This is a genomic window from Streptomyces sp. NPDC127098 (genome assembly GCF_042722465.1).
Lineage (GTDB): Bacteria > Actinomycetota > Actinomycetes > Streptomycetales > Streptomycetaceae > Streptomyces > Streptomyces millisiae.
The window spans coordinates 22767-40636 of record NZ_JBHXFJ010000042.1 but is presented as its reverse complement, the minus strand read 5'-3'; the positions used below and the strand labels follow the sequence as shown (position 1 = coordinate 40636).

General features: G+C 74.5%; 13 protein-coding genes. All 13 read left to right on the top strand.

Going from position 1 to position 17870, the window contains the following annotated elements; all coding sequences use genetic code 11:
* Window positions 1–312: 312 nt before the first annotated feature.
* Entirely contained in the window at window positions 313–2130 is a 1818-nt protein-coding gene (locus tag ACFWI8_RS24110) for an FAD/NAD(P)-binding protein (protein ID WP_387095040.1), read from the top strand.
* Entirely contained in the window at window positions 2127–3305 is a 1179-nt protein-coding gene (locus ACFWI8_RS24105; protein ID WP_387095038.1) for a C45 family autoproteolytic acyltransferase/hydolase, read from the top strand. Before ACFWI8_RS24110 ends, ACFWI8_RS24105 begins: the two co-directional genes overlap by 4 nt.
* Window positions 3302–4864 (top strand): ABC transporter substrate-binding protein, encoded by a 1563-nt coding sequence (locus tag ACFWI8_RS24100; protein ID WP_387095036.1) that lies wholly within the window; start codon window positions 3302–3304, stop codon window positions 4862–4864. The genes ACFWI8_RS24105 and ACFWI8_RS24100 overlap by 4 nt, the downstream gene beginning before the upstream one ends.
* The gene (locus ACFWI8_RS24095; RefSeq protein WP_311595665.1) at window positions 4864–5793 is read left to right on the top strand and encodes an ABC transporter permease; all 930 of its coding nucleotides are present in this window, start codon (window positions 4864–4866) and stop codon (window positions 5791–5793) included. Before ACFWI8_RS24100 ends, ACFWI8_RS24095 begins: the two co-directional genes overlap by 1 nt.
* Before the next feature lie 3 nt (window positions 5794–5796).
* Entirely contained in the window at window positions 5797–6651 is an 855-nt protein-coding gene (locus ACFWI8_RS24090; protein ID WP_387095034.1) for an ABC transporter permease, read from the top strand.
* A complete protein-coding gene (locus ACFWI8_RS24085) occupies window positions 6651–7835 on the top strand; it encodes a M24 family metallopeptidase (protein WP_387095033.1) in 1185 nt (394 codons plus the stop codon). Before ACFWI8_RS24090 ends, ACFWI8_RS24085 begins: the two co-directional genes overlap by 1 nt.
* Window positions 7836–7856: 21 nt before the next feature.
* The gene (locus ACFWI8_RS24080; protein WP_387095031.1) at window positions 7857–10001 is read left to right on the top strand and encodes a dipeptide ABC transporter ATP-binding protein; all 2145 of its coding nucleotides are present in this window, start codon (window positions 7857–7859) and stop codon (window positions 9999–10001) included.
* Window positions 10002–10013: 12 nt separating this feature from the next.
* Entirely contained in the window at window positions 10014–11027 is a 1014-nt protein-coding gene (locus ACFWI8_RS24075; RefSeq protein ID WP_387095029.1) for a peroxidase-related enzyme, read from the top strand.
* Complete coding sequence (locus ACFWI8_RS24070) at window positions 11024–13303, top strand: molybdopterin-dependent oxidoreductase (RefSeq protein WP_387095027.1); 2280 nt, start codon at window positions 11024–11026, stop codon at window positions 13301–13303. The genes ACFWI8_RS24075 and ACFWI8_RS24070 overlap by 4 nt, the downstream gene beginning before the upstream one ends.
* Before the next feature lie 89 nt (window positions 13304–13392).
* Window positions 13393–13878: a VOC family protein gene (locus tag ACFWI8_RS24065; protein ID WP_387095025.1), complete on the top strand. Its 486-nt coding sequence runs from the start codon at window positions 13393–13395 to the stop codon at window positions 13876–13878.
* Window positions 13879–13961: 83 nt separating this feature from the next.
* Window positions 13962–15176, top strand: coding sequence for an acetyl-CoA C-acetyltransferase (locus ACFWI8_RS24060; RefSeq protein ID WP_387095024.1), 1215 nt, complete (start codon window positions 13962–13964; stop codon window positions 15174–15176).
* Window positions 15177–15208: 32 nt separating this feature from the next.
* Window positions 15209–17233 carry an enoyl-CoA hydratase-related protein gene (locus ACFWI8_RS24055; RefSeq protein ID WP_387095023.1) on the top strand — a complete coding sequence of 675 codons (2025 nt, stop codon included), beginning with the start codon at window positions 15209–15211 and terminating at the stop codon, window positions 17231–17233.
* A gap of 160 nt (window positions 17234–17393) precedes the next feature.
* The gene (locus ACFWI8_RS24050; RefSeq protein WP_387095021.1) at window positions 17394–17831 is read left to right on the top strand and encodes a DUF4334 domain-containing protein; all 438 of its coding nucleotides are present in this window, start codon (window positions 17394–17396) and stop codon (window positions 17829–17831) included.
* Window positions 17832–17870 lie beyond the last annotated feature (39 nt).

Here is a 17870-nt window from a genome sequence, read left to right as displayed (position 1 = left end):
CCGATGTGACGAACGACACAGCCCGGGGGTTGATGCAACAGGCGCGCGCCGTCCGCACAGGGCCAACTCGCGGTCGGCGCGCGCTATTCCCGCGTCCCGACAAGCTGATGCAACAGGTTCCGGAAAAGGCGTGCGGTACGTTCGGAAGAAAGCGGCATCCCGTTTGTTCAGTGAATGGAACAGGCTTGACTGCGGACCGCGCGACGGGGCACATTTCCCGATCACCGAGACCCGGTCGGGCGGTCCGGCCTTTCCCCATTGACCGACCGCCCGACCGTCCCGCTTCACCACTCGCGCCGAATGTGAACCACCATGACCCATAACGCAGCTCCCCCGGACGACGAAGTCCATCTCGTCGTCGTCGGCGGCGGGCCGCGTGGGCTCTCCCTGCTGGAGCGCGTCGCGGCGCGCGTCCGCCTGGACGGCGGCCCCGACCTGCGGATCGTGCTGGTCGAGCCGTATCCGCCGGGCGCCGGCAAGGTGTGGCGGCAGGGGCAGCCGGCCGAGCTGCTGATGAACACCACCACCGGCGACAACACCGTCTTCCCCGATGCCTCGGTACGGCTCGACTCGCCCGTGGAAACCGGCCCCACATTTCTCGAATGGCTGCGCCGGATAGCCGCCGAGGGACATCCGGATCCCGGTTCCCTGGCGTTCGCGCGGAGTTCCGGTGAACGCGACTACGCGCCGCGCCGCGTCTACGGCGCATATCTCGCGGAGGCCCTGGAAGCCGTGCGGGCGCGGCTTCCGTTCCGGGTGCTCACCGATTCCGCCACCGGCATAGCCGGCACGGCCGACGGCCGTTACCTCGTGCGCCTGGCCTCCGGCGGCCGGCTCACCGCCGCCGCCGTGGTCCTCGCCACCGGCCACCTCGACGGACCGCCCGCGCCGCCCGCCGCCGAAGGACCCACCCTGCTGCCCGGCGGACACCCCACCGACTACGACCTGGCGGCGACGGCCCCCGGCGCCGAGGTGCTGCTGCGCGGTGGCGGGCTCAACGCCTACGACGTTCTCGCCCTCCTGACCGAGGGACGCGGCGGCCGGCACACCGCCGCCGGGTACCGGCCCAGCGGCCGGGAACCCAGGATCTGGATCACCAGCCGGCGCGGCGTCCCGTTCCACGCCCGTGTCGACACCCCGGGGGTGCGCGCCCCGGTCGCCCATCTGACGCCGGAGACCGTCGACGAGCTGACCGCACGCCCCCGGCTCGACTTCCGCGCCGACGTCCTCCCACTGCTCCACGCCGACCTCGAACTCGCCTGGTACCGGCGGGTGTTCGCGGAACACCCCGAACTCGCGACGGCCGACCTGCCCGCCCTGCGCGCCGCCGCGCCCGCCCCCCACCGGCTCTTCCTCGACCGGCTCGCCGCCCCGCTCGAAGGGCGCCGGTTCGCCCACCCCGACCAGCTGCAACGCTGGTTCGCCGCCCACCTCGACGCCGACCTGGCGGCCGCCACCGACCCCGCGCTGCCCCCGGCCGCCGCGCTCGCCGTCGCCATGCGGCAGGCCCGGCCGGCCCTCACCCGGCTGATCACCGCCGGCAACCTCACCGGCGAGTCCTACCGCCGCGACGTACTCGGACACCTCAACGGCCTGCTGAACTTCTTCTCCGCCGGGCCGCCGGCCCGCCGGGTGCGCGAACTGCGCGCCCTGCACGCCGCCGGCGTCGTCCGCCTCCTCGGCCCGGCCAGCCGCACCCCCGACGGGGCCTGGGCGTCCACCGTGGCCCCCGGACTCGCGGTGCGCCCCGAGGTCGTCATCGACGCCTGGATCCCCCCGGTCGACGTCACCACCGAGGGGACCGGCATCGTCCGCGCCCTGATCGCGGACGGCGTCGGCCGGCCGCACACCCTGCCGTCCGCCACCCCGGGCGGCGCGCCACTGGCCACCGGCGCCCTGGACGCGCGGGCGCGCGACGGGCGGCTGCGATGTCCCGGCGGCGGTGTCCACCACGGCCTGTTCGCCGTCGGAGTGCCCCTCGAAGGGGTGCGCTGGACCACCGCCATCGGCGCCCGACCGGGCACCGACGCCGCCTTCTTCCACGAGACCGACCAGGTCGCCGCCGAGGTACTGGCCACGCTGAGTCAGCGGGGCCACCTCGCCCGCGCCACCCAGGAGATCCCGCAGTGACCGCTGTGACCCCGCCCGCCGCACCGCCCGCCGCGCACCCAGGACGCTGGCTGGAGTTCGGCCTCGCCGACCACTCCACGCCTCCGAGGGCCGAGCCCGCCGCCGGCTACCTCGACCTGTCCGGCACCCCGGCCGAACAGGGCCGGCAGCACGGCGCCGCCGCCCGCGCCGCCATCGCCGCCAACATCGCCGCCGTCCGCCGCGACATCGCAGAGCTCTGCGCCGACGAGGAGTCCCGCGCCCGCTACGAGCGCTGCCTCGACGCCAACGCCGACTTCGTGCGCGCCACGGACCCCGAGCAGTACGCCGAGCTCGCCGGCATCGCCGAGGGCGCCGACGCGTCGCCGCGCGACGTCCTCGCCCTCAACCTCCCCGCCCACATGGTGCTGCGCTGGCTACCGCAGGAGTGCAGCCAGCTGATCGTCGCCGGCGAGCACGCCGCCCCCGGCACCTCGCTGCTCGCCAAGACCCGCGACATGGCCGGCAACTTCGTCGAGCACGTCGTGCTCCGCCGCCGCTACCCCGACGGGCGGCGGCTCGTCGAGGTCACCGTCGCCGGCAGCGTGCTGTGGCCCGGCAGCGGCGTCAACGACGCCGGCGTCGCCATGTCCACCTCCGGCGTGTGGAGCCACCGCACCGAGGTCGACTGGCGTGCCTCGGGCGCCGGCTGGATCCTCATCAACTCCCACGACCTGCTGCGCCGCGCCACCAGCGCCGCCGAGTTCGCCGAACTGCTGCGCGCCCAGCCCAGGATCAGCGGCCTCAACCTCGCCGTGGCCGACGCCGCCGGCGGCCGCCTGGCACTGGAGGCCACCGCCGACGACGTGCTCGTCCGGGACGAGGCCGACCGGCACGTGCTCACCAACCACTACGTCTGCCCGGCCACCGCGCCACTCGCGCCCACCCCGGGGGAGAACGCCTCCACCTACCACCGCGACCAGGTGGCCGGGCGGGCCCTGAACGCGGCCCGGGACATGACCCCCGGGCAGCTCGCCGCGCTCCTCGCCGACCACGACGGCTACCCGCAGAACTCCCTCTGCCGCCACCAGGTCGAGGGCGCGGGATCCGAGACCACCTACGCCTCCATCGCCGTCCTGCCCGACGGCGCCTTCTACGTCACCCTCGGCAACCCCTGCGCCTCCGACCGCGCCGTCTTCGGGGAGGCCGCCCGATGAGTCCACTGAACCGTCGAGCCCCCTCCCGCCGTGGCTTCCTCGGCCTCGGCGGCGGCGCGCTGCTGGCCGGCGCGCTCGCCGGCTGCGGCCTCGGCACCACCACCGCGAGCTCCCGGGCCCGCGACTCCCGGGTGGTCGTCGGCCTCTCCGCCGCCGTCACCACCCTCGACCCGATGAACACCACCTCGGTCGGCACCGACCTCTCCGTGCTGTCCTCGGTGTACTCCTCGCTGGTCACCCGCCGCCCCGACCTGTCCATCGGACCCGACGCCGCCAGCTCCTGGGAGCGCGTCGAGCCCACCCGCTGGCGCTTCCGCCTCGACGAGCGCGCCACCTTCGCCGACGGCACCCCGCTCGACGCCGACGTCGTCGTCTGGAACGTCGAACGGCTGCTGAACGCCGACAACGCGCTGCGCATGACCTCCAACTTCCCGCTGCTGAGCGGCGCCGAGAAGGTGGACGCGACCACCGTCGACCTGGTGACCAGCGCGCCCGACGCCGACCTGCTCGGCGCGCTGTCCTTCCTCTACCTGCTCAGCCCCGCCTGGGCGGAGGCCAACAACCCGGCCACCGCCACCATGGGCTCAGGACCCTACGAGATCACCCGCTACAGCCCCGGCGGCATCGTCGAACTGCGCGCCCGCGCCGACCACTGGCGCGGCGCCCCCGCCATCCGCCAGGTCACCTACCGCATCACCCCGTCGGCCGCCGCCCGGGTCTCCGGACTGCTCTCCGGCGAACTCGACGTCGTCGCGGGGCTCGACCCCCAGGACCTCGACCGGTTGCGCACCGCCCGTGACCTGACCGTCCACCAACTCGACACCACCCGCATGGCGTTCATCAAGCTGAACACCCTCACCGGCCCGATGCGGGACCTGCGGGTGCGGCAGGCCGTCAACTACGCCGTCGACAAGCGGTCCATCAGCGAGAGCCTGCTCAAGGGCACCGTGGAGCCCAGCCCAGGACAGCTGCTCACCTCCGACTACGCCGGCTACCCCGAGGGACTCACCGGCTATCCCCACGACCCGGACCGGGCAAGGGAGCTGCTGCGCGAGGCCGGATACGGCGACGGCGAGCGGCTGCACGTCGAACTCACCGTGCCCACCGGCCAGTACGTCGCCGGCGACCTCATCGTGCAGGCCGTGGCCCAGCAGTTGAGCGAGGTCGGGATCCGCGCCGACATCAACAGCATCCCGTTCACCGTCTACATGCAGAAGTACCTGGTGGATCAGGACATGTCGGACATGCAGTACATCACGCAGGCGTGGCCGACGCTGGCCGCCGGCGGCCTCTACGGGCTCTTCGTCTCCGACAGCCCCTACGCCTACTGGGACGACGCCGAGTTCACCGCCGCCGTCACCGAGGCCCGCACCACCGAGGACACCGCGCGCCGCGACGAGCTCTACGCCACCGCCGCCCGCCGCGCCCGCGAACAGGCCCCCGTGCTCTTCCTCTTCCCCCAGCCCGGCATCCACGCCGCCGCCAGGAACCTGAACTGGCGGGCCCGCCCCGACGACTGGGTGCGCCCGGCCGAGATGTCCTGGAAGGAGGACGCCTGATGCTCCGCTTCGTCCTGCGCCACCTCGGCCTCACCCTGGTCGCCGTCTGGGGCGCCCTCTCCGCCGTCTTCCTGGTCCTGCACTCCTCCGGCGACCCCGCCGTGATGATGGCCCCGGTCGGCGCCGACGAGGACCAGATCGCCCGGCTCAGCCACGCCCTCGGCTACGACCGACCGCTGGCCGAGCAGTACGTCACCTTCTTCGGCGACGTGCTCCGCGGCGACTTCCCCGACTCGCTCACCTTCCAGCAGTCCGCGCTCCACGTCGTCCTCGAGCGGCTGCCCGCCACCGTCACCCTGGCCGTCACCGCGCTGCTGATCGCCTGCGTCGCCGCCGCGGCCGCCGGCCTGTGGTCGGGCTCCCGCGAGGGCGGCGGCGCCCGCCGCGAGTGGCCCATGTGGCTGGTCTTCCTCGCCCAGTCCGTGCCCGGCTTCTACATCGGCGTCCTGCTGGTGTGGATCTTCGGCGTCCAACTCCGCTGGCTGCCCACCTCGGGCTCCGAGGGCGCCGGCGCCCTGCTGCTGCCCGCGCTCACCCTGGCCTGCGGCGTCACCCCGCCGCTCGCCCGCGTCTTCCGCAACAGCCTGCGCGGCGAGCTGGCCCGCCCCTACACCCGCACCGGCATCGCGCTCGGCATGTCGCGCGCCCGGGTGCTGCGGCACGCCGCCCACGGCTCCATGCTCCCGACCATCACCATCCTCGGCCTGGAAGCCGGCGCCCTGCTCGGCGGCACCGTGATCGTCGAGAGCGTCTTCTCCTGGCCGGGCGTCGGCCAGCTGGTCATCACCGCCCTGCAGAACGAGGACTACCCGCTGGTGCTGGCCGACCTCACCTTCCTGATCACCGCGTTCGTGCTGGTCAACCTGATCGTCGACCTGCTGTACGGCCTGCTCGACCCGCGGGTGCGGCACACGAGTGCGAGGAGCTGACCGATGAAGAACCGACACCTCCTCGGCGGACGCGTCAACGGCGGCACCGTGGGCGCCGCCGTCCTCGCCCTGATCGTCGCCCTCACCCTGCTCGCCCCCCTCATCGCCCCACACGACCCGCTCGCCCAGGACCTGGCCCACACCAACGCGGCCCCCGGCGAGCACGGCTACCTCCTCGGCACCGACCAGCTCGGCCGCGACCTGCTCAGCCGGCTCCTGCACGGCGCCCGCACCCCGCTGCTGGTCGGCGCGCTCGCGGTGCTGTGCGGCGGGGTGTTCGGCACCGCGCTCGGCCTGGCCGCCGGCTTCGCCCGCGGCTGGCTCGACCAGATACTCTCCCGGCTCACCGACATCCAGCTCGCCCTGCCCTCCATCCTGCTGGCGCTGCTGGTGCTCTCCTTCGGCGGCCGGTCGACCGCCGTCCTGGTGCTGGTCATCGCCCTCACCGGCTGGCCCACCTACTTCCGGCTGGTCCGCTCCCGGGTCCTCGCCCTGCGCACCAGCGAGTACGTCGAGGCGTCCCTCACCCAGGGCGTCCCGGCCTGGCGGGTCGCCGTCCGCGACCTCCTCCCCGGCGTGCGCGGACTGGTCGCGGTCACCGCCACCCTCGACCTGTCACGGGCCGTGCTCATGGAGGCCGGCCTCAGCTACCTCGGCCTCGGCGCCCAGGCACCCGAGGCCGACTGGGGCCTGATGGTCTCCGAGGGCCAGGGCCAGCTCCTCAGCTCCTGGTGGATCGCCGTGCTGCCCGGGCTCTGCCTGGTCGCCCTGGTGATCTCCGCCAACCTGCTGGGCGAACGCCTCTCCCGCCGCCGCGGCGCCCCCCACGTACCGACAACCTCCACGAGGACCGTCTGATGCTGCCCGACACCACCACCGTCAGGGCCCGCTGGGCCCGCGTCCAGGAGAACCTGCGCGCCGCCGACGTCGACGCGATGATCGTCCTCAAGCCGCAGAACACGTTCTACCTCTCCGGCTACACCCCGGTGATCTACTCCCACCCCGTCCTCGTCGTGCTGCCGGCCGAGGGCGAGCCCGTCTTCGTGCTGCACGCGCTGCGCGCCCACTCCTCGCGGCGCGTCTCGCTCATCACCGACATCCGCCCCTACGGCCGGTGGGCCAGGGAGATCGGCCCCGACCACTGGTGGCAGGTGCTGTCCGACGTCCTCGCCGAACGCGGCCTGGCCGGCGGCCGGATCGGCATCGAGGGCGAGTTCCTGCCGTACAACCACCTCGCCAGGTTCACCGAGGCGCTGCCCGAAGCCACCTTCGTCGACGCCGGCCAGGCCCTGATGCGGGCCCGCTACGTCAAGGACGCGGCCGAACTGGAGTCGCTGCGGGTCGCCGCCTCCGTCGCCGACGCCGGCATGGACGCGGTGCTGGCCGCCGTCGCCGAGCGGCGCAGCGAGGTCGAGGTCTCGGCCGCCGCCATGCGCGCCATGCAGGAGACGTGGGCCACCCGGCACCCCGACCGGATCGCGATCGACTTCGGCAACCTGGAGGGCGGCGTCTTCAACTCCCTCTGGGCCTACTCCCTGATCGGCGACCGGGTCCCGATGAACTCCGCCCCGCCCACCGACCGCCGCCCCGTCGACGGCGAGATCCAGTGGACCGTCATCTGGACCGCGATCGACGGCATGCACACCGAGAACGAGCGCTCCGTCGCCATCGGCCGGCTCGACGCCGAACGACAGGCCGCGTTCGAGGCGCTGCTGGAGATCAACGAGGAGGTCAAGCCGTACCTGCGGCCCGGCCTCAGCTGCGCCGAGGTGTACGAGGCGGCGCGCGCCTCCTACGTGCGGCACGGCTACGGCGACTACCTGCCGGGCCGGATCGGCCACGGCCTCGGGCTCGGCCCGCACGAGCAGCCGAGCCTCGGCCCGCACGACGACCTGGTCCTGGCACCCGGCATGGTGCTGACGATCGAACCCAACCTCCGCATCCCCAGCTTCGGCGGCCTCCAGCACTCCGACAGCGTGGTGATCACGGACACCGGCTTCGAGTACCTCACCACCACCCGCCGTGACCTGATCCAGGTCTGAACCGCGCCCGGGAGTCACGTCATGTCACTGCTGTCCGTCACCAACCTCACGGTCGCCTTCGCGGGCGCCGCCAGGCCCGCCGTGCGGGACGCCTCCTTCGAGGTCCGCCCGGGCGAGATCGTCGGCCTGGTCGGCGAGTCCGGCTCCGGCAAGAGCGCCACCGGCCTCGCCGTCCTCGGCCTGCACGACCCGCACACCACCACGGTCACCGGCTCCGTCACCCTCGAAGGACGGGAACTGGTGGGCGCCGACGAGAAGACCCTGCGGACGATACGCGGCCGGCGGGTCGCGATGATCTTCCAGGACGCGCTCGACGCGCTCAACCCCTACCGGCGGGTGGGGGAGCAGATCGCCGAGGCGTACCGGCTGCACCACGCCGACGCCGACCGCGCCACGGCCCGCGCCCGGGCCGTGGAGCTGCTGACCCGCGTCGGCATCGACCGCCCGGAGGAGCGCGCCCGCCAGTACCCGCACCAGTTCTCCGGCGGCATGCGGCAGCGCGTCATGATCGCGCTCGCCCTGGTCAACGAGCCTGAGCTGCTCATCGCCGACGAGCCGACGACCGCCCTCGACGCCACGGTCCAGGCCCAGGTCCTCGGCCAACTCGTCCGCCTCCAGCGGGAGACCGGCATCGGCGTCGTCCTCATCACCCACGACTTCGGCGTGGTGGCACAGGTCTGCGACCGCGTGGCCGTCATGTACCGCGGCCGACTCGTCGAACAGGGCCCCACCGAACGCGTCCTCACCGCCGGCACCCACCCCTACACCCGCGCGCTGGTCGCCTCCGTCCCCCGCCCCGACGACGAGCCCGGCACCCGCCTCCCCACCGTCCCCGAGGTCGTCGCCACCCTGGTCGGCGAACTGGACGAGGAGGCCCTCGCCGATCCGACCCTCCGCGTCCCGCCTCCGGCGGAGGCCGGCGCGTCGGCCGGCTCCGCCGGCCGCGTGGCGGGCCCGGACCGCGCGGTGCCGGCTGTCTCCGACGGCTCGGGCACCGCCTCGCCTTCGGCGGAGGCCACGCTCGGCGGCGAAGCCGCGGGGGCCGCGTCCGCGTCGGCCGGCTCCGCCGGCCGTGCGGGCGGGCGGGGTGACACGCCGGCCGCCGTCGGGGCTGCGGAGATTTCGCCTCCGGCGGAGGCAGGCCTGGCGCAGCCCGCGTCGGCCGGCCACGCGGGCGGCCGGGGCGGTGCGGTGCCGGCTGTCTCCGACGGCTCGGACGCCCTTGCGTCGGCCGGCGGTGAATCCGCTTCGCCGGGGGCGGAGGCAGCGTCAGCCACCGCCGGCGGCGGAGCCGCCGCGGCCGCGCCGCGGCCGAAGGCCGGGCCCGCGCCGGCCAGCCCGGGCGAAGCCCGGTCGGCCGCCGCCTCGCCGAGGGCGGACGCGGCGCCGCTGCTGGTCGTCAGGGACCTGACCGTCTCCTATCCCGGCCGGCTTGGCCGGCCGCGGCAGGTCGCCGTGCGGGGGGTGTCGTTCGAGATCGCGGCGGGGGAGACGTTCGGGCTCGTCGGCGAGTCGGGGTCGGGGAAGAGCACCGTCTCGCGGGTGCTGCTCGGGCTGCGGCGGCCGGACTCCGGGACCGTCTCGCTGGACGGCGAGGACGTCACCCACGCCTCCCGCCGCGCGCGGCGGCGCCTCGCGCCGCTGGTGCAGATGGTGTTCCAGGACCCGTACGGCTCCCTCAACCCCGACCGCCGGATCGGCGACACCGTGGGCGCGGGGCTCGCGTTCCACACCGACCTCGGCCGCGCCGAGCGGCGAGCGCGCGTCGCCGGCCTGCTGGCCGAGGTCGGCCTCGACCCGGACCTCGCCACCGCCTACCCGGACGCGCTCTCCGGCGGCATGCGGCAGCGCGTCGGCATCGCCAGGGCCCTGGCCCTCGAACCGCGGCTGCTGGTCGCCGACGAGCCCGTCTCGGCGCTCGACGTCTCCGTCCAGGCGCAGGTGCTCAACCTCCTCACCGAGCTCCAGCGCCGCCGTGGCCTGGCGATGCTGTTCATCTCCCACGACCTCACCGTCGTGCGCCACATGAGCAGCCGGATCGCCGTGCTCCGCGCCGGCGAGATCGTCGAGTCCGGCGACCGCGACCGGATCATGGAGCACCCGGAGTCCGACTACACCCGGGCGCTGCTGGACGCCGGCCACCCCGCCGCCCGCCGAGCCGCCTGAGGAGGTACCGCCGTGTACGACGTCATCGACCGGCTCGCCGGGGACCTGCCGGAGGTCACCCGGCTGCGGGCCCTGCGCCCGCGCCTGGTGGGGCTCCAACAGCGCGCGCATGACGTCCTGTTCGGCGGCGGTCCCGCGGTTCTGCCCGAACTGCGGGTCGCCGCGCGGGCGGTGGCCGCCGCCCACCGGCAGCCCGCCGCGCTCGCGCACTACGCCGCCGGCCCGGAGGAGGGACGGCGCGCGGTCGCGGCCGCCGCCCACGCCAGGCTGCTGACCCACGCCCCGGGCACCGCGTCGGCCGCCGACATCGAGGCCCTGTACGCGGCCGGCTTCGCCGACGCGGAGATCGTCACGCTCTCCCAGGCGATCGCCTTCGTCAACCAGCAGCTGCAACTCGCCGCCGGGCTGCGGCTGCTGGCCACCGGGCGCCCCGCCGAAGGACCGACGCCCACCGTGGCCGGCGGCCCGCGCTTCACCACCGAGGTGCTCACCTGGCACCCCACCGTGCGGCCCATCCCCGTCGCGGAGTTGAGCGCGGAGCACCACCGGGCACTGGCCGGCAAGCGGCCCGACACCCCCTACTTCCGCACCCTCGGCCACGATCTCGCGATCCTCACCGAACGCACCGCCATCGACCTGGCGGCCTTCGCCTCCGAGGGCGGTCTGCCCCGCGCCGAGCGCGAACTGGCCGCGACCGCCGTGTCGTTGCACAACGGCTGCGTCTACTGTGTCTCCGTGCACGCCAGGCTCGCCGCCCGCCACGGTCTTGACCGGGCCGCCGTGGCCCGGCTCCTCGCCCACGGCTCGGACGCCGTCATCGGCCGCCGCGCCAGCCTGGTGGTGCGGCTGGCCGCCGGCCTCGCCCCGGTGCCGACCACCGCGACCGGCGCCGACGTGGCCGACCTCAGGGACGCCGGCCTGACCGACCTCGAACTCGTCGACCTGGTGCACTGCGCCGCCTTCTTCGCCTGGGCCAACCGGCTCATGCTCAGCCTCGGCACCCACCACGGGCCGGCCACGCCATGACCGAGCACCACCCGCACAGCTCGCACTACGGCGCCTTCCACGCCGCCCACCACCCGGGCGAGGACCGCCTCAGCCTCCGCCCCGACCCCGGCGACCCCGAACCCTCGCCGCTGCTGCGCAACCTGCCGGCGTTCAGCAGGGCCAGGGTCGACCGGCCGTACGTCAGGCGCGGCTGGCTGACCCGGGGCCCCGGGCCCGACCCCGAACGCGGCCGGGACGCGTTCGTGCCGGTCGAGTGGGACGAGGTCGTCCCGCTGCTCGCCCGCGAACTCGACCGGGTCCGCACCACCCACGGCAACTCCGCCATCTTCGGCGGCTCCTACGGCTGGGGCAGCGCCGGCCGCTTCCACCACGCCCAGAGCCAGGTGCACCGCTTCCTCAACCACCTGGGCGGCTACACCCGCTCGGTCAACACCTACAGCCTGGGCGCCTCCCGGAACCTGCTGAGCCACGTCGTCGGCGACGACCGGTCGATCGTCGAGCCCACCTCCTACCTCGTGCTGGCCGAGCACACCGAGCTCTTCGTCTGCTTCGGCGGCATGCCCGCCAAGAACTCCCAGGTCAACGCCGGCGGCGTCAGCCGCCACACCGCCGCGGGCCAGCTGCGCGCCGCCCGCGCCCGCGGCGCCCGCTTCGTGCTGGTCGGCCCGTTGCGCGACGACCTCGCCGACGATCTCGACGCCGAGTGGATCGCCCCGCTGCCCGGCACCGACACCGCGCTGCTCCTGGCCCTCGCGTACGTCCTCCTGGTCGAGCGCCGCTACGACGCCGCGTTCTGCGCGACGCACGTCACCGGGTTCGACGTGTTCCGTGACTACGTCCTCGGCGCCGCCGACGGCGTGCCCAAGACCCCCGCCTGGGCCGCCGCCGTCTGCGGCGTCCCCGCCGACCGCATCGCCCCGCTTGCCCGCGAGATGGCCGCGCACCGCACCCTGGTCTCGCTCAGCTGGTCCCTGCAGCGCGCCCACCGCGGCGAACAGCCGATCTGGGCCGGCATCGCGCTGGCCGCCCTGCTCGGCCAGATCGGCCTCCCGGGCGGCGGCTTCGGCCACGGCTACGGCGCCACCGCCGGCACCGGCGCCGGGCTGCTGCCGTACGGCCTGCCCACCCTCCCGCAGGGCACCAACCCCGTCCCCGACTTCATCCCGGTCGCCCGCATCGCCGACCTGCTGCTGCGCCCCGGCGAGAGCTACGAGTACGACGGGCAGCGGCTCACCTACCCGGACACCCGGCTCGTCTACTGGACCGGCGGCAACCCGTTCCACCACCACCAGGACCTCGCCCGGCTGCGCCGCGCCTTCACCCGCCCCGACACCGTGGTCGTCCACGAGCCGTTCTGGACCGCGACCGCCCGGCACGCCGACATCGTGCTGCCCGCCACCACCACCCTGGAGCGCGAGGACCTCGGCGCCGCCCGACAGGACCCGGTGCTGATCGCCATGCACCGGGTCGCAGAACCGCGCGGCCAGGCCCGCGACGACTACGCCATCTTCGCCGACCTCGCCCACGAGCTCGGCGTCGGCGCCGAGTTCACCGAGGGCAGGACCGCCCGGCAGTGGCTGGCCCATCTCTACGAGGGCTGGCGCGCCGACCTGCCACCCGAGCACACGCCCGCCGAGGACTTCGACGCGTTCTGGCGCGCCGGCCGGGTCACGCTGACCGGCCGGCGCACCCGGCACACCCTCTACGAACGCTTCCGTGCCGACCCGGCGCGGCACCCGCTGGCCACCCCGTCGGGCCGGATCGAGCTGTACTCGGCGACCGTCGCCTCCTTCGGCTACGACGACTGCCCGGGACACCCCGCCTGGCTGCCGCCGCCCGCGCCGGATCCCGAGTTCCCCCTGTGGCTCGTCGCCAACAACCCAGCCACCCGGCTGCACAGCCAGCTCGACCACGGCCCGCACAGCGCCGCCGCCAAGGTCGCCGGGCGCGAACCGGTACGCGTCCACCCCGAGGACGCCGCCGCCCTCGGCCTGACCGAGGGCGAGGTGGTCAGGTTGCGCAGCGCCGTCGGCTCCTGCCTGGCGGCCGTGGTGCTCAGCGACGCGCTGCGGCCCGGCGTGCTGCAACTGGCCACCGGCGCCTGGTTCGACCCCTCCGCGCCCGAGGCGGCCACCTGTGTGCACGGCAACCCCAACGCGCTCACCGCCGACGTGGGCACCTCACGGCTGGCCCAGGGCTGCACCGGACAGCACACCCGGGTGGCCGTCGAGCGGCTGACCGCGCCGCCACCGCCGGTGCGGGCCCACCAGCCGCCGCCGATCGCGAGCCGGTGAGGGACCTCCCTCGCCGGCACCGATGAGTTCCGCCGCCCGCTCGGGTCAGTCCAACCGACGGCACGACACCGAGCGGCGAGGAGCCCATCATGGACAAGATCACCACCTGCCTGTGGTTCGACGGCCAGGCCGAGGAGGCCGCCACGTTCTACACGTCCGTCTTCCCCGACTCGCGGGTGGTGGACATCACCCGCTACACCGACGCCGGCCCCGGCGAGCCCGGCTCGGTGCTGACCGTGACCTTCGAACTCGCCGGCCGGAGCTTCGTCGGCCTCAACGGCGGCCCGCAGTTCACCTTCAACGAGGCCGTCTCGCTCCAGGTCGACTGTGCCGACCAGGCCGAGGTGGACGAGCTGTGGGCCACGCTCACGGCCGACGGCGGGGAGGAGGGGCCCTGCGGCTGGCTCAAGGACAAGTACGGGCTGTCGTGGCAGATCGTGCCCCGGCGGATGCTGGAGCTGTTCTCCTCGCCCGACCGGGCCAGGGCCGCCGACGCCATGCGGGCCATGATGGGCATGAAGAAGCTTGACCTCGCGGCCGTGGAGGCGGCCTACGAGGGACGGTCCGCGTCTTGACCGCCCCAGGAGGGGCTTCTAGCGTTCCTCCCGTCGGTAGTTAACTACCGTTCAGTCACCTGGCTGGAGGGAAGGGCCGGAGCGTGACCACCGAAGCCTATGTCTACGAGGCCATCCGCACGCCGCGTGGCCGCGGCAAGGCCACCGGCTCGCTGCACGGCACCAAGCCGGTCGACCTGGTCACCGGGCTGATCGGCGAGCTGCTGCGTCGCCTCCCCGGGCTCGACCCGGCGGCCGTCGACGACGTCGTGCTCGGCGTGGTCAGCCCCGTCGGCGACCAGGGCTCGGACATCGCCAGGGTCGCCGCGTTGGCCGCCGGGCTGCCGCACAGCGTGGCCGGCGTCCAGGAGAACCGCTTCTGCGCCTCGGGCCTCGAAGCGGTCAACCTGGCGGCCGCCAAGGTCCGCGCCGGCTGGGAGGAGCTGGTGATCGCCGGCGGCGTCGAGTCGATGTCCCGGGTGCCGATCGGCTCGGACGGCGGCGCCTGGTTCGAGGACCCGATGACCAGCATGACCATCGGCTACGTCCCGCAGGGCGTCGGCGCCGACCTGATCGCCACCGTCGAGGGCTTCACCCGCCGGGACGTCGACGAGTACGCCGCCGAGTCCCAGGCCAGGGCCGCCGCGGCCTGGAAGGACGGCCGCTTCGACCGCTCCGTGGTGCCCGTCCGCGACCGGGCCGGCGTCCCCGTCCTGGAGCGCGACGAACACCTGCGCCCCGGCACCACGGCCGACAGCCTGGCCGGCCTCAGACCGTCGTTCGCCGCCCTCGGCGAGGCCGGCGGCTTCGACGCCGTGGCGCTGCGCAAGTACCACTGGCTGGAGCGGATCGACCACGTCCACCACGCGGGCAACTCCTCGGGCATCGTGGACGGCGCCGCCCTCACCCTGATCGGCAGCCGGGCGGCCGGCGAGCGCTTCGGCCTGACGCCGCGCGCCCGCGTCCTCTCGGCCGCCGTCTCCGGCTCCGAGCCCACCATCATGCTCACCGGCCCCGCCCCCGCCACCCGCAAGGCGCTGGCGCGGGCCGGGCTCACCATCGACGACATCGACCTGGTCGAGATCAACGAGGCGTTCGCCGCCGTGGTGCTCCGCTTCATGCGCGAGTTCGGCCTCGGCCCCGACCGGGTCAACGTCAACGGCGGCGCCATCGCCCTGGGCCACCCGCTGGGCGCCACCGGGGCCATGATCCTCGGCACCCTCCTCGACGAGCTGGAGCGGCGGGACCTGCGGCGCGGCCTGGTCACCCTGTGCGTCGGCGGCGGCATGGGCATCGCCACCGTCCTCGAACGCGTCTGACCACCCGCCGGGAAGGAGCAGGAGCCGTCGCCATGACCAGCAGCACCGCCCACGACGTCATCCGCTGGGAGCGGGACGCCGACGGGATCGTCACCCTCGTCCTCGACGCGCCAGGACGCTCGGCCAACACCGTCGACGCCGCCTTCACCGCCGCCCTCGACCGGGCCGTCGACCGCCTGGAGCAGGAGCGCGACGACCTCACCGGCGTCGTCGTCACCTCCGCCAAGAAGTCCTTCCTCGCCGGCGCCGACCTGCGCGAGCTGATCGCCGTCCCCCGCGAACGCGCCGCCGACTTCCTCGCCGCCAACCTGGCGGTCAAGCGCACCCTGCGCCGCCTGGAGAGCCTGGGCCGGCCGGTCGTCGCCGCCCTGGGCGGCAGCGCGCTCGGCGGCGGATACGAGCTGGCCCTGGCCTGCCACCACCGGATCGCCCTGGAGGCGCCCGGATCGGAGATCGGGCTGCCCGAGGTCACCCTCGGCCTCCTCCCGGGCGGCGGCGGGGTCACCCGCACCGTGCGGCTGCTCGGCCTCATGGGCGCGCTGCCCACGGTGCTGCTCGAAGGCCGCCGGCACACCCCGCGCGAGGCGCTGGCCGCCGGCCTCGTCGACGAACTGGCCGCCGACCCGGAGGAGTTGCTCACCAAGGCGCGCGCCTTCGTCCGCGCCAACCCGGATGCCGCCCAGCCCTGGGACACCGAGGGCTACCGGATCCGCGGCGGTACCCCGGGCGACCGCGCACTCGCCCCCCGACTCATCGCCCTCCCCGCCCAGTTGCAGAAGCGGCTGCGCGGCGCCCCGTTCCCGGCGCCGCGCCTGCTGCTGGCCGCCGCGGTCGAGGGCGCCCAGGTCGACCTGGAGACCGCGCTGCTCGTCGAGGGCCGCTACCTCACCGAGCTGGTCACCGGCCAGACCGCCAGGAACATGATCCAGGGTCTCTTCTTCGACCTGCGCGCGGTCACCGCCCGCCGGGACGCCGCGGGCCCGCCCGCCCGGCCCACCCGCCGCGTCGCCGTCCTTGGCGACGGCGAGGCGGCCGGCGAGATCGCCCGCGCCTGCGCGGCCGCCGGCCTCGACACGGCGGTCACGGAGGCCACCGAGGAACTGGTCGGCCGCGACGTGGTCGTGGTGGCCGCCCCCGCCGAGGCCGACCCGGACCACAAGGCGTTCGAGCGCGTCGCGGCGGCGCTCGATCCCGACACCCTGCTGTGCGCCACGAGCCCGGCCGTGCCCGTCGCCCGGCTCGTCGAGCAGACGGGGCGCGCCGACGTTGTCGGACTGCGCTTCGCGGGACCCGCCGACCGGGCGCGACTGGTGGAGATCGTGCGGGGACCGGCCACCGGCGACGCCGCGCTCGCCCGCGCCCTGGACCTGGCAAGGGTGCTCGGCAGGACCCCGATCGTCGTCCACGAAGGACCAGGCGGCTCGTTCGTCTCCCGAGTCCTCGGCCGCTACCTCGCCGAGGGCGCCGCCATGGTCGGTGAGGGCCTCGCGCCCGCCAGCGTCGAACAGGCCGCCGCCCAGGCGGGCTTCGGGACCGGACCGCTGGCGCTGCTCGACGAGGTGTCGCTGCCGCTGTTCCGCCGCACCCGCGGCGGCGCGGCCCCGCACCCGGGGGACGCCGTGGTCGACCGGATGCTCGACACCTTCGACCGCCCGGGCCGGGCCGCCGGCGCCGGCTTCCACGACTACGACGCGGAGGGGCGCCGCACCCGGCTCTGGCCGGGGCTGCGCGAACACTTCGCCAGCGCGGGGGCCGCCCCCGCCGACCCGGCCGAGCTCGGCGAGCGGTTGCTGTTCGCCGCCGCGATCGAAGCGGTGCGCTGCCTGGAGGAGGGCGTGGTCGCCTCGGTGGCCGAGGCCAACGTCGCCTCGCTGCTCGGCGTCGGCTTCCCCGGCTGGACCGGCGGCGCCCTCCAGTTCGCCACCGGCCACCCGGGCGGACTGCCCGCCGTCGCCGCCCGCGCCGAGGCGCTCAGCGCCGCCCACGGCGAACGGTTCGCCCCGCCGCCGCTGTTGGCGACGAAGGCGGCGCGCGGCGAGGTCTTCACCGATGGCTGAAGCGCGCCGCCCCTTCCTCGGGCGACCTTGTTCGGTTCCGGGCTCCGGCGTACGGTCGGTCGCGATCGAGAACAGCTGAGTTCGTAAGGCGCCGCAACCGGCCCCCATGGGGAAGGGACGCTTGGTGAACATCGACGAAGCCCGGGTGAGATTCCACCACTTGAGAAAGCGGAACGACGGGGTGTCGAGCGTGGAGCTCGACCGGATCTGGTCCTGTCTCGACACGGTGCCGGCCAAGGACATCCTGGGCCGTTGGAAGGGGCAGGGCTTCGCCACCGGACACGGCCTCTACCAGCGGCTGTCGGCCATCCGCTGGTTCGGCAAGACGTTCAACTCGGTCACCGACGCGAAGCCCCTCATCTGCTACGGCGAGAACGGCGAGCTGTTCTCCAACGTCGCGCTCGGCGGGGGCGAGGCCAGCCTGTGGAACATCGAGTTCCGCGGCGAGGTGACGGCCACCATGGTGTACGACGGTCGGCCCGATCTCGACCACTTCAAGCGGGTCGACGACACGACCCTGATGGGCATCATGAACGGCAAATCGGAGCTGGTCCTGCACAATGGCCAGCACTTCTACTTCCTGCTCGAACGAGTCTGAGGCTGCCTGAGGAGAGTCCGCGATGCGGATAACGGCCGC

Bases quoted from the DNA above. Each gene is read 5' to 3' on its own strand.
- ACFWI8_RS24110 (WP_387095040.1), top strand. From the start codon at position 313: ATGACCCATAACGCAGCTCCCCCGGACGACGAAGTCCATCTCGTCGTC.
- ACFWI8_RS24100 (WP_387095036.1), top strand. From the start codon at position 3,302: ATGAGTCCACTGAACCGTCGAGCCCCCTCCCGCCGTGGCTTCCTCGGC.
- ACFWI8_RS24095 (WP_311595665.1), top strand. From the start codon at position 4,864: ATGCTCCGCTTCGTCCTGCGCCACCTCGGCCTCACCCTGGTCGCCGTC.
- ACFWI8_RS24090 (WP_387095034.1), top strand. From the start codon at position 5,797: ATGAAGAACCGACACCTCCTCGGCGGACGCGTCAACGGCGGCACCGTG.
- ACFWI8_RS24085 (WP_387095033.1), top strand. From the start codon at position 6,651: ATGCTGCCCGACACCACCACCGTCAGGGCCCGCTGGGCCCGCGTCCAG.
- ACFWI8_RS24080 (WP_387095031.1), top strand. From the start codon at position 7,857: ATGTCACTGCTGTCCGTCACCAACCTCACGGTCGCCTTCGCGGGCGCC.
- ACFWI8_RS24070 (WP_387095027.1), top strand. From the start codon at position 11,024: ATGACCGAGCACCACCCGCACAGCTCGCACTACGGCGCCTTCCACGCC.
- ACFWI8_RS24065 (WP_387095025.1), top strand. From the start codon at position 13,393: ATGGACAAGATCACCACCTGCCTGTGGTTCGACGGCCAGGCCGAGGAG.
- ACFWI8_RS24055 (WP_387095023.1), top strand. From the start codon at position 15,209: ATGACCAGCAGCACCGCCCACGACGTCATCCGCTGGGAGCGGGACGCC.